Raw genomic sequence first — 13,351 nt, forward strand, 5'->3', positions numbered from 1 at the left:
CTTTCCACGGCGCCGCCCTGTTCACCAGGCATCGGGTTCGCGCACGAGGTGAATGATGTTGGCCGGATTGGTGATCCAGCCGCCGCGAAAGCCTTCACCCAGTGCCTCGATGGCATCGCAGCGCACGACGCCGGCCTCGGCGAGATGCTCCGCCGCGCCTGGAAAATCATCGGTGAACAGTTCCAGCCAGATCTCGGCCTGGCTCATCATCGGCGCCTCGTCGATCCACAGTCGATTGGGACCGAGTTCGAACCCGATGGCCGGCGATTTGGCCGTGAATGGCTTCAGGCCGATGACGTCGCGATAGAAGGCGATCGTTGCCTGGTATTGATGTGGCGGGACCTTCATCGCGATGTTGATGCCGCCGGTGATCTTCGCGGTCATTCTTACTCCATTTGCTCTCAGATGTTGTTCTCGTTGGCCGGCTCGCCCTTCATCTCGCTGCGGTAATAGCCGTCGCGCAGATTGATGCCGTATTCGACATAGGCCTTCATGCAGGCCAGCATCTGCGACCAGCCCTCGCAATTGAGGTAGGATTTCTTCAGGCCGACCGCGTCCTCGTGCCAGCCGGTTTCGGCGATGGTGACGAAGGTGCCGCCATCGTCGAGCGGCTCGAAATTTATCTCGATGCGGGTCTTGTAGGCTGGCTTGCCGTCGGCGTCGGTGGCATCCCAGCGCAGCACGATGCGGCTGTCTTTCTTCACCTCGTCGACCTCGACGGGAACCTTGCCCCACCAGATGACGGTGGCGCCCGCCACCAGCAGTGCGCTGGCGCCGCCGATCGTGGTGAAGTAGCCGCTAAGTTTCTTCGGATTGACGACCGCATCGAAGACTTCGGCGACGGGTTTGCCGATGCGGCCAGAAACCCTGAATCCAAGAGACATATCCACAGCTCCTTCCTTGAATGGCTCAAGGATATGTTATAGAAATATAACATGTCAAGCCAATCGCGGGACGACAATGTTTTCAAGGCGCTGGCGCATCCGCGCCGGCGTGCGTTGCTCGACCGGCTGAAGGATGCGCCGCAGACCACCGGCATGTTGTGCGATGCCTTCCCCGACATGGACCGTTGCACGGTCATGCTGCACCTGAAGGTGCTGGAGGAGGCCGACCTGGTCGTGGCGCGGCGCGAGGGGCGCGAACGCTGGAACCATCTCAACGCGCTGCCGATCAAGCACATCCACGACCGCTGGATCAGTCAATATGCCACGCACGCGATCGGCATCCTCGACCGGCTGAAATCCGATCTTGAGGGATGAAAGGTTTGCCGAAGCCTGCCGATTTTCGGATCTTGAAAGCCTTGCGTGCCGGCAGCAATGGCGCGGCTGGACGAATTGAGCCGATTTATCTATAAGCCGGCCATTCCGACAGCGAGCGCCGTCCGTCCGTCAGGGACGCAGCAGGACGTTCTGAAATTTTGAATTCGAGCATTTTTGCAAGATGCCGGGTGGTTCACCAGGCGGCAGATGCTCTAGCCGAGAAGATGACAGGGGTGCCATGGCTGGCCATTCGCAGTTCAAGAACATCATGCACCGCAAGGGCCGCCAGGATGCGGTGCGGTCGAAAATGTTTTCCAAGCTGGCGCGCGAAATCACCGTCGCCGCCAAGAGCGGCACGCCCGATCCATCGATGAACCCGCGCCTGCGCCTTGCGGTGCAGAACGCCAAGGCGGTGTCGATGCCGAAGGACAATATCCAGCGCGCCATCAACAAGGCGTCGATGGGCGATGCCGAGACCTACGAAGCCGTGCGCTACGAGGGTTACGGGCCAGGCGGCGTCGCGCTGATCGTCGAGGCGCTGACCGACAACCGCAACCGCTCGGCGTCGAATGTGCGTGCTGCCTTCACCAAGGCGGGCGGGGCGATGGGCGAGACCGGCTCGGTATCGTTCATGTGGGACCGCGTCGGCGAGATCTACTATCCGGCATCGGCCGGCAGCGCCGAGAAGGTGATGGACGCGGCGATCGAGGCCGGCGCCGACGACGTCCAGTCGGACGAGGACGGCCACACGATCTACTGCGCCTTCGAGAATCTCGGCGAGGTGTCGAAGGCGCTGGAAGGCGCGCTCGGCGAGGCTGAATCAGTGAAGCCGATCTGGAAGCCGCAGACCAATATCGCGGTCGACGAGGAGCGGGCACAATCGCTGATGAAGCTGGTTGCGACGCTCGAGGACGACGACGACGTGCAGAGCGTCTACGCCAATTTCGAGGTCGACGAGGAGACCTTGGCAAAGCTCAGCGCGGCATGATCCAACACGCGCTGCCCACCGTCCGCATCACCTATTGCATCCAGTGCCAGTGGCTGCTCAGGGCCGGCTGGATGGCGCAGGAGCTGCTGTCCACCTTCGGCACCGATTTGGGCGAAGTGACGCTGGTGCCCGGCACCGGCGGCATCTTCACCATTTCCTGCAATGACACGCTGGTCTGGGACCGCAAGCGTGACGGCGGTTTTCCCGACGCCGCAAAGCTCAAGCAACTGGTTCGCGACGTCATCGATCCGGATCGCGATCTGGGCCATGCCGACCGCAAGGGCCATAAGTCAAAAGACCCTGCCTGACGGCCTTTTAGGACTTCCGTCCTGCATTCACCGCCATGCGAAGATGAAGCAGCCCAGCGCCACGATGGCGGTGATGGTGCGGACATGGTTCCACATCACCCAGTCCCTGAGATAGGTGGCCCATACCGCGGCGCCGTTGGCGCTTGCCGGATCGACCGCGGCCAGGGCGTTGTTGAGCGGCACGTTGAACATCATCGTCACGATCGGGTTGCCGACGAGGTAAATCAGGGCGCCGGCGAGAAGCCAGAACGAACCCGGTTGGCTCCAGCCGATAAGAGCGCCGGCGGCAAGGACAAGACAGACCAGCCCGGTGCCGAAAAGCGCGGTCATGAATGCCGGCGTAATCACGGTGATGTTGATCGAATTCATGGCGGCGATGCCGCCTCCGGCAGGCAAGCGGGCGAGCGCCGGCATGATAAAGTTGGAGAAGGCGAAGAAAACGCCGCCGACAACGCCTGAGCCAATGGCAGCGACGAAGGTGAGGGTGGGAAGCAGTTTCATGATCATGTCAGTTCCTCCGGTTTCGGGGTTCGAGCAATTTGATTGGCACGCCCACCAAATGTGAATAATCCTCATGTTTGCAAAACGTGATAAACCCTCGTATTTTGCAAGTCAAGGCAATTTGTTGATTGTTCGTCTGGAGACAGTGATGGGAGGCTCTGCCGTATCGGATTCACAGAACGGCCAGATCGCATCGCCGCGCCGGGCGCCGAGCCAGCAGCGCAGCCGCGAGCGGGTCGAGCGCATGCTGGCCGCCGCCTCGGCGCTGATCGCCGAGCAAGGCAGCGACGCCATGCGCATGGGCGAGGTGGCCGAGAGGGCCGGCGTGTCGATCGGCTCGCTCTACCAGTTCTTCCCCGACAAGAGGGCGATCATCTGGGCGCTGGCCGAGCGCTACACCGCCGAAAGCCAGGCCTGCATTGCGGCAGCGCTAGCCGAGGTCAATGACGCCGAAGGCCTGCGCCGGGCATTTTCGGAACTGGTGGATATCTACTACGGAATGTTCCTGGCGGAGCCGGTGATGCGCGACATCTGGTCGGGCACGCAGGCCGACAAGGCGTTGCGCGAACTCGAGCTTGCCGATAGCCGGGCCAACGCCGAATTCCTTACAGCCGTGCTGAAACGGCTGCGGCCATCCGCCGATCCGGAAGCGCTCGAAACGACGGCGTTTCTCATCTGGCAGATGGGCGAGGCCGCAATGCGGCTGGCGATCTCGGTCGGGCGGCAAGAAGGCGACCGGCTGGTTGCTGCCTACAAGCGGATGGCCCTGCGCGAGTTGCTCGGCGAGTAGGGCCGTATTTTCCCAACAAAAAACCCGCCACGAAGGCGGGTTTCTCGATCTGCGAAACGCCAATGCGGCTTAGAGGCCGAAGCCTTCGAAACGCTTCTTGAACTTCGACAGGCGGCCACCGCGGTCGAGCAGGGTCTGCTGGCCGCCGGTCCAGGCCGGATGGGTGGTCGGGTCGATATCGAGGTTCATCGTATCGCCTTCTTTGCCCCAGGTCGAACGGGTCATGTATTCGGTGCCGTCGGTCATGACGACCTTGATGGTGTGGTAGTCGGGATGGATATCGGTCTTCATGGGTCTGTTCCTGGCTTGCCGGGTGCTGCCGACGGGCTGAAGCCTGCGTCGATGCGCCCCTTTTTAAAACTCGAAGCCGCAGCTATTGAGGAGCCACGGCTTCTAAAACGGTCGGCGAGCCTATACATCAGCCGGAATTGAATCACAAGGCCGCGGCAAGCGCATATTGATGGCGCAAGCCTCAAAGGGCCAAAGGAAACGGTCATGGCGAACATCAGCGGCGATGCAGACGAGCGCAGGCGCTCGCTGAGGCCGCTGCAGCGCCTGTTTCCCTACATCACGCATTACCGCAAAATGGTCATCGGCGCGATCGTCTCGCTGGCCATCGCTGCGGCGACGACGCTGGCGCTGCCGCTGGCCGTGCGGCGGATGATCGACCACGGTTTTTCCGCTTCCGATTCCAGCTTCATTGCCGAATATTTCGCCATGCTGGTGGTGATGGCCGCCGTTCTGGCGGCGGCGTCGGCCAGCCGCTACTATTTCGTCATCACGCTCGGCGAGCGCGTCGTTGCCGATATCCGCCGCGATGTCTTTGCCCACGTCACAACACTGTCGCCATCCTTTTTCGACACGGCCCAGTCGGGCGAGATCGTCTCGCGGCTCGCCGCCGACACGACACAGGTCAAATCGGCCGTCGGTGCCACCGCCTCGGTGGCTTTGCGCAACGTCATCCTCGGCCTTGGCGCCGTGGCAATGATGGTCTTCACCAGCCCAAAACTGTCCGGCCTGGTCATCGCGGCCATTCCGCTGATCGTGCTGCCGCTGGTCGCCTTCGGCCGCTCGGTGCGGCGCAAGTCACGGCTGGCGCAGGATACTCTGGCCAATGCCACCGCCTACGCCAGCGAGCAGATCGGCGCGGTGCGCACCTTGCAGGCCTTCACCAACGAGAAGCTTGTGACCGGGTATTTTTCATCCGCCGTGGAAGCAGCGTTCGAAGCGGCGCGGGCCTCGATCTTTGCCCGCTCCTTTCTCACCTTCTTTGCCATCTTCATGATCTTTTCCTCGGTCGTGGCGGTGCTGTGGTTCGGTTCGCGCGACGTGCTCGACGGCACGCTGTCGCCAGGCACGCTTGGCCAATTCCTGCTCTATTCGGTGTTCGCCGCCGGCGCGCTCGGCGCCCTGTCGGAGGTCTGGGGCGAACTGTCCCAGGCAGCGGGCGCTGCCGAACGGCTGACCGAGATCCTGGCCGAGAAACCCGCGATCCAGGCGCCCGCCGATCCGAAGCCGCTGCCGGCAAAGGCGACAGGTGCGATCAGCTTCGACGATGTCTCCTTCTCCTATCCGGCCCGGCCCGACCGCGCCGCCGTCCATGGCCTGAGCTTTCAGGTCAAACCCGGTGAGACGGTGGCGATCGTCGGGCCATCCGGCGCGGGCAAGAGCACGGTGTTTTCGCTGCTTCTGCGCTTCTACGATCCGGAGGCCGGCAGGATCGTCATCGACGGGGTCGATCTGCGCGAGGCCGATCCGGCGGCGATCCGCGCGCGCATCGCCATCGTACCGCAGGACGTCACCATCTTTGCCGCAAGCGCGCGCAACAATATCGGCTTTGGCCGGCCTGACGCCAGCCAGGCCGAGATCGAGGCGGCGGCGAAGGACGCGCTTGCCGACGAGTTCATCCTGAAACTCGAAAAGGGCTATGACAGCCAGGTCGGCGAGCGCGGCGTGACGCTGTCGGGCGGCCAGCGCCAGCGCGTGGCGATCGCCCGCGCCATTTTGCGCGATGCGCCCATCCTGCTGCTCGACGAGGCGACCTCGGCGCTAGATGCCGAAAGCGAGACGCTGGTGCAGACGGCGCTGGACCGGCTGATGCAGGGCCGCACCACGATCGTCATCGCCCATCGGCTGGCAACCGTGCTGAAGGCCGATCGCATCCTGGTCATGGATGGTGGCCGCATCGTCGAGGAAGGCACGCATCAGAGCCTGGTCGCCAAGGGCGGCATCTATGCACGGCTGGCCAAGCTGCAGTTCGATACCGGGGCGAATGCTTTCAGGGGCGCGGCAGAGTAGCATCGCTCCATCCCGATGAAATCGGGATGAGGCTCCATCTTCTTGTTTGACCATGATCTCTTCCGAAAACCGGCAGCCACTTTTCGGGATCATGGTGCCCAGCGGCCGCCGAGATTCTTCAGCTACCGAAAGCTCGGCGTTTGCCGCGTCGATAGGCGATGAACAGGGGAACGCCGACAAGCAACGACAACAAAAGCATGCTGGCGACGGTCTGTCGCTGCTCCTTTGCCGGATCGCTGAGCTGCACATCGGCAGGCGGCTCTTCATAGGTAAAATCGTACTGCCAGCGAACCTGGTCTGCGAGGTCATCGACGGTTTTCAGATAATCGGCAATCGCCTTGGCCGGTACTTCAGTCGCCAGCGTCTGAAAGTTCCATTCAACTTGAAATTCGGTGGGCGTGTTGGACCAGGATGCCTTGAGAGACAGATAGGGCGCCACGACGTTTTTCATCGACTCGCCGGAAAACCTCGCCTTGAGGTTGCGCACGGTCACCTTGTGGCGGCGGTAGAACTGCGGGCCGAGGGAGACGGGCCCGGTTCGGTCGACGATTGTCGGGGTTGGAAGAGAGTTGTTGCCGAGATCGGCCGCGCGGATCGGGAAATTCTTTGCCAGATCGTTGGCCGTCAGCGCTTCCGCCGGCAAGCGATAACTTTCCTTCACGCTCACTATGTTGCCGTCGCGGCGATCCACGATTTCCGGCTTGGCGATGGTTTGGATGCCCGGATATTGCTTGTTGTAGTATTTCAGGTAGGCGTCCGACACCTCGCTCAGCGACCTGCTGGCGAAATTGCCGCGCATCCAATCGGCATCGGCGTCCTCATATGTCGAGAAGACCGTCAGCACGAGGGGATCGCCCGGTTTCCGCGGAAAGTCGAATTCCTCGGCGATCTGGATCGATGGGCTGCTAAGCACAGGGCTCGGCATCTTCTCCAACCCGCCGGTGCTGGAAAGCGGCAGCGCGAAGCCGTAGTCCGGCTGTGCGAGATTGTGCGCCCTGCCGCCCTGAAGATAGTTCGTGGCGTCCAGCCAATATGTCTTTGCTCCGATCCTTGCCTTGACGATGGCATGGTCGAAATCGCGAAGCGCCGGCAGATGCTGGTCCAGAGCCCGCCCCTCGTCGAGATCGGCCAAGGCAACCTCGGCAGCAATGCCAAGCCGCACAAGCGACGAAACCAGCAGCAGTGCCTTGTCCTTGCAGTCACCGAACCCGCTCAGGATAACCGTCGCGGGATCACGCGGAACGTAGGAACCGGCACCCATCGACAGGCTTACATAGCGGATCTGGTCCTGCACCAACCGCATTGCCTCGACCATCCGGTCTTCGGGCACCGGATGCCGCAGAGCGATGTCGTCGAGCTTTGCGGCAAAAGCCGGGGGAAAAACGGTCGCTGGCTTGTAATAGGGCGCAACGGCATCGACCACACTTTGCCAATTCGCGCTAGACGCGACATCGATGGAGCCCCAGCCTGGATAGGTCACGGGCAGGTTGTCCTCGACATTGACCGGTTTCGGGTTTGGAATCTCCCACAGATAGGTGGTGTCCGGCCCAGTCGGGGAGATTGAGGGCTTGAGTCGGGTTCCCCTTGTCTTGATCTGGAGCGGCTGGTCCGAAGGCCAAATGATGCTTGTGCGGATAAGCGCTACCGGCTCTTCCCATTCGGTGGAGAAATTCTTGAAGAAAAGGTCCTTGCCGACCAGCGGCGTTATCTCATAGGTCGACCCGTAGTCGACGGTGTCGCCGGTGCGCACATCATCGATGTTGACATGTGCTGTCAGCCAGCCGTCGAAGACACCCTTCTCGGCGTCTCTTTCCCTGCGGAAGATGTCGAATTCGACGCCTTCCAGCCGGTCCAGAACGGCACCATCGCGGATGATGTGAAGATGGTTGAGCGTGACCTTGTGCTGGGACGGATCGAACTGCAGATCGATACTCGCGCCACGATCCAGGCCGGGACGGTCGACGATCTTATAGACGGTGCGCGAGTACTCGACATAGCCGCCGGCGCGATGCTTGATCTGGTCGTCCGAGAGCAGCCATGAAACGCCATTCTTGATTTGATCCGATCGGGTGGGATCGGCAGCCGGAATATCAAGCTGCTTTACCCAGCTTTCTGCCGGACCCTTGAGAACCATGTCGTCGGCCATGGCCGGAGAACTCAGGCCGATCAATAAGATGAAAAATACCAAGCGGGGCCAGAAAGACTTCATCCTATGAAAACTGTAACGGACAGACATCTACGCTCGCCCAACTTGGAAGAACTCCTTTTTCAGAGGCTTTCCCACCAAAGTAAAGGCCAGTTTCGCGGATTTCTGCAGTCACCGCGGCAAGAACCTGGAATAGACGAAGCGGCTCAGTTCCCGTACCGCTTCTTCAGGTGATCGGTGAAATGCACGGCATTGAGCTTTTCGCCGGTAGCGCGTTCGAGCAGTTCCGGTGTCGACCAGCGCGAGCCTTGCGACCAGATCCTTTTGCGGCGCCAGTCGTTGATCGCGGCAAAATCTCCGTTGGCGAGGTCTTCGTCGGCTGAAGGATGATCCCTGGTCAGCGCCGCCCATTGCTGCGCCGCCATCATGGCGCCCAGCGTGTAGGAGGGGAAATAGCCGAAGGCGGCACCCGGCCAGTGGACGTCCTGCATCGGACCGTCAGCCGGATTGTCTGATGTCGACAGGCCGAGATAATCGCACATCTTGGCATCCCAGGCTTCGGGCAGGTCGGCTGCTTCCAGCCGTCCCGAGACAAGCTCCTGCTCCAGCTCGTAGCGCAGGATGACGTGCAGCGGATAGGTGACCTCGTCGGCATCGACGCGGATCAGGCCGCGCTCGACCCGGTGCACATGCGGCAGGATGTCGTCGATCGTCCAGCGCTCGCCGAGGTGTCTTTCGACCACCGGCAGCGCCCAGCGCCAGAATTCTGGATTGCGGCCGATCTGCTTTTCGACGAACAGGCTCTGGCTTTCATGCACCGCCATGCCGCGCGCTCTACCCAGAGGCCAGTGCGCCCACGCCTTCGGCAGGTTCTGCTCGTACAGCGCATGGCCGGTCTCGTGCAGCACGCCCATCAGCGCCGACAGGAAATCCGAGGTCTTGTAGCGGGTGGTGATGCGCACGTCGCTCGGCACGCCGCCGCAGAAGGGATGGTGCGAAACCGACAGCGAGCCGTGGGTGAGGTCGAAGCCGACTGCCGCCATCATGGCGAGGCCGAGCTCGCGCTGCTTGTCCAAGGGGTAGCTGCCGGAAAGCGGCTTCAGCGGATGTTTCGCCAGCCGCTCTTCCTGCACGGCCAGTGCCTCCGGCACGAAGCCTTTCAGGAAGGTCTTCAACTCGACAAACACAGGCGTGATGTCGGCGGCGCGATTGCCCGGATCATATTGCTCCATCAGCGCGTCGTAAGGCTCGAGCCCGAGCACCTCGGCGCGAAGGGCCGCCTCCTCGCGGACCAGCGCCACGACGCCTTCCAGCGCCGGCAGGAAGCCGGCCCAGTCGTTCTTGGCGCGCAGGTCGCGCCACAGCTGCTCGGAGCGCATGCGCGCGGTCGTCTGGCGCTCGACGAACTCGACCGGCAGGCAGGTCAGGTTGGTATATTGCCGGCGGAATTCCCTGACCGCGGCCTGCTGCTCTTCGTTCAGCGCCTCCTGCTCGGCCGCCGCGATCCAGTCGGCAATCTCCGGCGCAGTCGCCCGGGCATGGTGCATGCCGGCAAGCACCGACATTGCCTCTGCGCGCTTCTCGCCGCCGCCGACCGCCATATGGGTCGCCTCGTCGGCGCCGAGGATGGCGAGGGCGTGTTCCAGTGCTTCGAGCTTGTGGCCGAGGTCGTCGAGTTTTTGAAAGGACATTGTGGGTTCCGCTGATTTGACGGCGGGAAAAGATACCAATGCAAAACTGTTGGCAACCCCTGAAGACCGTCCGCGACCGATGCATCGACTGCCGGCCGCAACGGTCGAAAGGCACCTCGCGGAAGCGGTGGCGTGCGTGATCAATGTCGTCCGGCGGCGGCAGACCGCGATGGGGGAGACGAAACGTGATCGCCAATGTGCTGGTCGGGCTGGTGGCCGTGATCCACCTCTGCATCGCCTATCTGGAGATGGTGCTGTGGGACACGCCGCGCGGCCATATGGTATTCAGGCTGACGCCGGAATTCGCCAGTGCCTCGAAAGTCCTCGCGGCCAATCAGGGCTTTACGACGGCTTTCTCGCAGCCGGCCTGACCTGGGGCTTTACCTCGGCGAAGCCGGTTTTCAGTAGTCTTCTTCTTGCTCTGCGTCGCCGTCGCCGGCCTTTACGGCGGCAACGGCGGGCGCAAAATCCCTGTTCATCGAGACAGTGCCGGCAGTACTGGCGCTGATTGCGCTGGCGTTGGACTAGCGCATGATCCCTGAACCGAAAGCTGGAAAAGGATCATGGGCAAAATCAATTGCCACAGCGCCCGGCACTGCGGCCGATTTCAGCCGCCTGGATAAGTTGGGCCATAGCCGTTGGGATAGTATCCGCCATCGGCGCCGTTGCCGATGAGGAAGGCACTGCCGGTGTCAGCGCGCAGCTTTTGGCTGATATCGTCGAGCTGCGCCATCAACTGCTGATATTGCGTGCTCGGCATCGTTCCACGGCGAGCGGCCCTCTGGGCGGCCCGATCGAGTTGAGCGACCTGCGTGCGCAAGTCACGTGCCTCGCCCGGCTCGAGCTTGTTCGCCCGGATGGCGCCCTGGATACCCGTCTCCACACTCTGGATCTGATTGATCAAGGCCGTCTCACGCGGGCCGGCGTAAGCGCCAGCAAATGGAACGGCGAGGAAAAGTGTGGCGAGCGTAGCAGTCCTGAGATTCCTGGGAGCGAAGAAGCGCATGGTTGCGTCTCCTTTACTGGGGAAGGCGGTGGTTGGGAGGGTCCTGCCTTCCGGCCGCGGGCCGTCAGGTTCCGTCGCGTCGCGATGAGCGGTTCCACCGCCGGCGGTTCTCGGCCCATGACCAAGGCTAAAGGTCACGGCGGCAAAGTGTAATTAAAAAATGGTAATTTTTTCAGCTCTTGCCGCTGCCGCACCAGTGCCCTAAATGCCGCCGACTTGAGCCGGCTCGAGCCGGCCCGACCTGGCGCGTGATACAAGCCAAAGGCTTGCAGATCACCGCTCGGTCAGCTTCAACTCGATGCGGCGGTTCTTGTTGCGCGCCTCTTCGGTATCGGCGGGGTCGAGCGGCTGGAATTCGCCGAAGCCGGCCGCGACCAGCCGGTTGGCCGGCACGCCGTTCTCGATCAGGAACTTGACCACCGATGTCGAGCGCGCCGTCGACAATTCCCAATTGTCGCGGTAGCGGCCGGTGCCGGAGAGCGGCTTGTTGTCGGTGTGGCCGTCGACGCGCAGCACCCAGCTGATCTCCGGCGGGATTTCCTTTTGCAACTCGATGATGGCATCGGCAAGCTTCTTCATCTCGAGCTTGCCGGCATCGTTGATCACCTCGGAGCCGGTCGGGAAAAGCACTTCCGACTGGAAGACGAAGCGGTCGCCGACGATGCGGATGTTCTCGCGGTCGGCAAGAATTTCACGCAAGCGGCCGAAGAAATCGGAGCGGTAGCGGTTTAGCTCCTGCACGCGTTGCGCCAGTGCGACGTTGAGGCGGCGGCCGAGATCGGCGATCTTGGTGTTGGATTCGCGGTCGCGCGTTTCGGACACGTCGAGCGCTTGTTCGAGCGCTGCGATCTGCCTGCGCAGCGCCGAAATCTGCTGGTTGAGGATCTCGACCTGGCTCAGCGCCTGCTGGCTGATCTGGCGCTGGCTGTCGAGCTCGCCGGAAAGTGCCGTCGCGCGCTGGTTGGCGGCATCGCCGGCACCGGCGCCTTGCGCCAGCAATTGCTCGAGCCGGCTCTTTTCCGCCTCCGATGCAGACAGCGATGCCTGCAAATTGGCAAGGGTGTCCTCCTTGTCCTGCGTCGTCGAGCGCTCCAGCGCCAGAAGCTGGGTCAACTCGTTGATCTGCGAATTGAGGCGGTTGAGCACCGTGTCCTTGCCGGAGATCTCGCGGCCGAGCAGGAACTGCGCCAGCACGAAAACAGTCAGCAGGAACATGATCGCCAACAGCAGCGTCGACAGCGCATCGACGAAGCCCGGCCAGTAATCGATGCGGCGGTCGGAGCGCCGGCCTCGTGCCAACGCCACGTCAATGCACTCCAGGCTTCTTCAAGGCGTCGGCGATCTTCTCCAGGGTGTTGCGCATCGCCTTCTGCTCGTCCGACTGGGCCTCGACCCAGTCGCGCATGATCTGCTGTTCCGAGCGCATGTTCTTGACCAGGCCGGAAATGCCGTCGGCGAGATTGGCCATGGCGGTGGCGACGCGCGGATTGGAGCCGCCGCCATTCTCCTGCAGAGTGCGCAGCTTTTCCGACAACAGCCGGATTTCCTCGGAGGGTTCGGTCTTGGCCGTGTCGGCAACGACGATGTCGGAGGACAGGTCGGTGACCGAGGACAGCCAGTTTTCGAGTTCGGTATAGAAGCGCGTCTGGGCGCGGCCGGCCTGCAGGTCGAGGAAGCCGAGCACCAGCGAGCCGGAGAGGCCGAACAGCGAGGACGAGAAGGCGGTGCCCATGCCGGCCAACGGAGCGGAAAGCCCCTGCTTCAGGGATTCGAGCACGGCCGCGGCATCGCCGGTGCCGGGATCGAGCGACTCGATGGTTTCGCGGATCGAGCCGATCGTGTTGAGCAGGCCCCAGAAGGTGCCGAGCAGGCCGAGGAACACCAGCAGTCCGACAAGGTAGCGCGACGTGTCGCGGCTTTCGTCGAGCCGGGTGGCGATCGAATCCAGCATGGTGCGCATCGAACTGGTCGAGAAGGCAATCGTCGAGGAGCGGCCGATCATCGCCTTCATCGGCGCCAGCAGCACCGGTTCGGTGGTTTCGGAGCCGGCGCGGAACGAGTTGACCCAGCGCACCTCGCGGAACAGCCGGCCGACCTGGACGAAGGCCAGCAGGATGCCGACCGCCAGCACGCCGATGATCAGGCCGTTGAGGCCGGGATTGGTGACGAAGGCGGTCGAGATCTGGCGGGTCAGGATGGCGGCGATGAAGGCCACGATGAACAGAAAGATCACCATGGTCAGCAGAAACACCTGAGGGCTCGACAATTTGTGCGGGTCGTAGATCAGAACGTCGGAGCGCCTGCCCATGCCGAAGGATCTGAGAAGAGTCATCCGTGCCCCGTTTCCGATGCCGTCGCCGCCGA

Annotated in this window: 14 protein-coding genes and 1 pseudogene; 6 read left to right on the forward strand and 9 right to left on the reverse strand. The window is 62.4% G+C overall.

Going from position 1 to position 13,351, the window contains the following annotated elements:
- Positions 1 to 21: 21 nt before the first annotated feature.
- Positions 22 to 384 carry a VOC family protein gene (locus NKH59_RS15510; protein WP_352540322.1) on the reverse strand — a complete coding sequence of 121 codons (363 nt, stop codon included), beginning with the start codon at positions 382 to 384 and terminating at the stop codon, positions 22 to 24.
- Positions 385 to 401: 17 nt separating this feature from the next.
- Entirely contained in the window at positions 402 to 884 is a 483-nt protein-coding gene (locus NKH59_RS15515) for an SRPBCC domain-containing protein (protein ID WP_352540321.1), read from the reverse strand.
- Between the two features lie 51 nt (positions 885 to 935).
- Between NKH59_RS15515 and NKH59_RS15520 the strand changes: the two genes are divergently transcribed.
- The 3 genes from NKH59_RS15520 to NKH59_RS15530 all read left to right on the forward strand — a co-directional run bounded on the left by NKH59_RS15520 (position 936) and on the right by NKH59_RS15530 (position 2,555).
- Positions 936 to 1,259: an ArsR/SmtB family transcription factor gene (locus NKH59_RS15520; protein ID WP_352471223.1), complete on the forward strand. Its 324-nt coding sequence runs from the start codon at positions 936 to 938 to the stop codon at positions 1,257 to 1,259.
- Between the two features lie 238 nt (positions 1,260 to 1,497).
- Positions 1,498 to 2,247 (forward strand): YebC/PmpR family DNA-binding transcriptional regulator, encoded by a 750-nt coding sequence (locus NKH59_RS15525; RefSeq protein WP_352540320.1) that lies wholly within the window; start codon positions 1,498 to 1,500, stop codon positions 2,245 to 2,247.
- Positions 2,244 to 2,555, forward strand: coding sequence for an Rdx family protein (locus NKH59_RS15530; RefSeq protein ID WP_352540319.1), 312 nt, complete (start codon positions 2,244 to 2,246; stop codon positions 2,553 to 2,555). Before NKH59_RS15525 ends, NKH59_RS15530 begins: the two co-directional genes overlap by 4 nt.
- Before the next feature lie 27 nt (positions 2,556 to 2,582).
- Here NKH59_RS15530 and NKH59_RS15535 read toward each other — a convergent pair whose 3' ends face one another.
- On the reverse strand, positions 2,583 to 3,062 hold the full coding sequence (locus NKH59_RS15535) for an anthrone oxygenase family protein (RefSeq protein WP_352471219.1): 480 nt from the start codon (positions 3,060 to 3,062) through the stop codon (positions 2,583 to 2,585).
- A 142-nt stretch (positions 3,063 to 3,204) separates the two neighbouring features.
- Here NKH59_RS15535 and NKH59_RS15540 point away from each other — a divergent pair, with 142 nt between their 5' ends.
- Positions 3,205 to 3,846, forward strand: coding sequence for a TetR/AcrR family transcriptional regulator (locus NKH59_RS15540; protein ID WP_352540318.1), 642 nt, complete (start codon positions 3,205 to 3,207; stop codon positions 3,844 to 3,846).
- 69 nt (positions 3,847 to 3,915) lie between these two features.
- On the opposite strand, the gene rpmE is transcribed toward NKH59_RS15540, so the two are convergent.
- Positions 3,916 to 4,137 carry a 50S ribosomal protein L31 gene (gene rpmE / locus NKH59_RS15545; RefSeq protein ID WP_006327661.1) on the reverse strand — a complete coding sequence of 74 codons (222 nt, stop codon included), beginning with the start codon at positions 4,135 to 4,137 and terminating at the stop codon, positions 3,916 to 3,918.
- A gap of 204 nt (positions 4,138 to 4,341) precedes the next feature.
- On the opposite strand from rpmE, the gene NKH59_RS15550 reads away from it, so the two are divergent.
- A complete protein-coding gene (locus NKH59_RS15550) occupies positions 4,342 to 6,144 on the forward strand; it encodes an ABC transporter transmembrane domain-containing protein (RefSeq protein WP_353022305.1) in 1,803 nt (600 codons plus the stop codon).
- 118 nt (positions 6,145 to 6,262) lie between these two features.
- Here NKH59_RS15550 and NKH59_RS15555 read toward each other — a convergent pair whose 3' ends face one another.
- A complete protein-coding gene (locus NKH59_RS15555) occupies positions 6,263 to 8,290 on the reverse strand; it encodes a DUF3857 domain-containing protein (RefSeq protein WP_352540316.1) in 2,028 nt (675 codons plus the stop codon).
- Positions 8,291 to 8,496: 206 nt separating this feature from the next.
- Positions 8,497 to 9,981, reverse strand: coding sequence for a carboxypeptidase M32 (locus tag NKH59_RS15560; protein ID WP_352540315.1), 1,485 nt, complete (start codon positions 9,979 to 9,981; stop codon positions 8,497 to 8,499).
- A gap of 185 nt (positions 9,982 to 10,166) precedes the next feature.
- On the opposite strand from NKH59_RS15560, the pseudogene NKH59_RS15565 reads away from it, so the two are divergent.
- Positions 10,167 to 10,509, forward strand: a pseudogene (locus NKH59_RS15565) (DUF1304 domain-containing protein).
- Between the two features lie 79 nt (positions 10,510 to 10,588).
- Here the strand turns inward: NKH59_RS15565 and NKH59_RS15570 are convergent.
- From NKH59_RS15570 to NKH59_RS15580, 3 genes are all read right to left on the reverse strand, one after another.
- Positions 10,589 to 10,987, reverse strand: coding sequence for a hypothetical protein (locus NKH59_RS15570; protein WP_352540314.1), 399 nt, complete (start codon positions 10,985 to 10,987; stop codon positions 10,589 to 10,591).
- A gap of 273 nt (positions 10,988 to 11,260) precedes the next feature.
- Positions 11,261 to 12,292 (reverse strand): peptidoglycan -binding protein, encoded by a 1,032-nt coding sequence (locus NKH59_RS15575; protein ID WP_352471213.1) that lies wholly within the window; start codon positions 12,290 to 12,292, stop codon positions 11,261 to 11,263.
- Between the two features lies 1 nt (position 12,293).
- On the reverse strand, positions 12,294 to 13,319 hold the full coding sequence (locus NKH59_RS15580) for a MotA/TolQ/ExbB proton channel family protein (protein ID WP_352471212.1): 1,026 nt from the start codon (positions 13,317 to 13,319) through the stop codon (positions 12,294 to 12,296).
- Between the last annotated feature and the right edge of the window lie 32 nt (positions 13,320 to 13,351).

It is taken from the genome of Mesorhizobium sp. M0998 (assembly GCF_040318885.1).
GTDB lineage: Bacteria > Pseudomonadota > Alphaproteobacteria > Rhizobiales > Rhizobiaceae > Mesorhizobium.

What these genes read in the sequence shown, in the direction of transcription:
- NKH59_RS15580 (WP_352471212.1), bottom strand. Translation starts at nt 13,319, where the DNA reads ATGACTCTTCTCAGATCCTTCGGCATGGGCAGGCGCTCCGACGTTCTG.
- NKH59_RS15525 (WP_352540320.1), top strand. Translation starts at nt 1,498, where the DNA reads ATGGCTGGCCATTCGCAGTTCAAGAACATCATGCACCGCAAGGGCCGC.
- NKH59_RS15560 (WP_352540315.1), bottom strand. Translation starts at nt 9,981, where the DNA reads ATGTCCTTTCAAAAACTCGACGACCTCGGCCACAAGCTCGAAGCACTG.
- NKH59_RS15540 (WP_352540318.1), top strand. Translation starts at nt 3,205, where the DNA reads ATGGGAGGCTCTGCCGTATCGGATTCACAGAACGGCCAGATCGCATCG.
- NKH59_RS15510 (WP_352540322.1), bottom strand. Translation starts at nt 384, where the DNA reads ATGACCGCGAAGATCACCGGCGGCATCAACATCGCGATGAAGGTCCCG.
- NKH59_RS15555 (WP_352540316.1), bottom strand. Translation starts at nt 8,290, where the DNA reads ATGGCCGACGACATGGTTCTCAAGGGTCCGGCAGAAAGCTGGGTAAAG.
- NKH59_RS15530 (WP_352540319.1), top strand. Translation starts at nt 2,244, where the DNA reads ATGATCCAACACGCGCTGCCCACCGTCCGCATCACCTATTGCATCCAG.
- rpmE (WP_006327661.1), bottom strand. Translation starts at nt 4,137, where the DNA reads ATGAAGACCGATATCCATCCCGACTACCACACCATCAAGGTCGTCATG.
- NKH59_RS15550 (WP_353022305.1), top strand. Translation starts at nt 4,342, where the DNA reads ATGGCGAACATCAGCGGCGATGCAGACGAGCGCAGGCGCTCGCTGAGG.
- NKH59_RS15570 (WP_352540314.1), bottom strand. Translation starts at nt 10,987, where the DNA reads ATGCGCTTCTTCGCTCCCAGGAATCTCAGGACTGCTACGCTCGCCACA.
- NKH59_RS15520 (WP_352471223.1), top strand. Translation starts at nt 936, where the DNA reads ATGTCAAGCCAATCGCGGGACGACAATGTTTTCAAGGCGCTGGCGCAT.
- NKH59_RS15535 (WP_352471219.1), bottom strand. Translation starts at nt 3,062, where the DNA reads ATGATCATGAAACTGCTTCCCACCCTCACCTTCGTCGCTGCCATTGGC.
- NKH59_RS15515 (WP_352540321.1), bottom strand. Translation starts at nt 884, where the DNA reads ATGTCTCTTGGATTCAGGGTTTCTGGCCGCATCGGCAAACCCGTCGCC.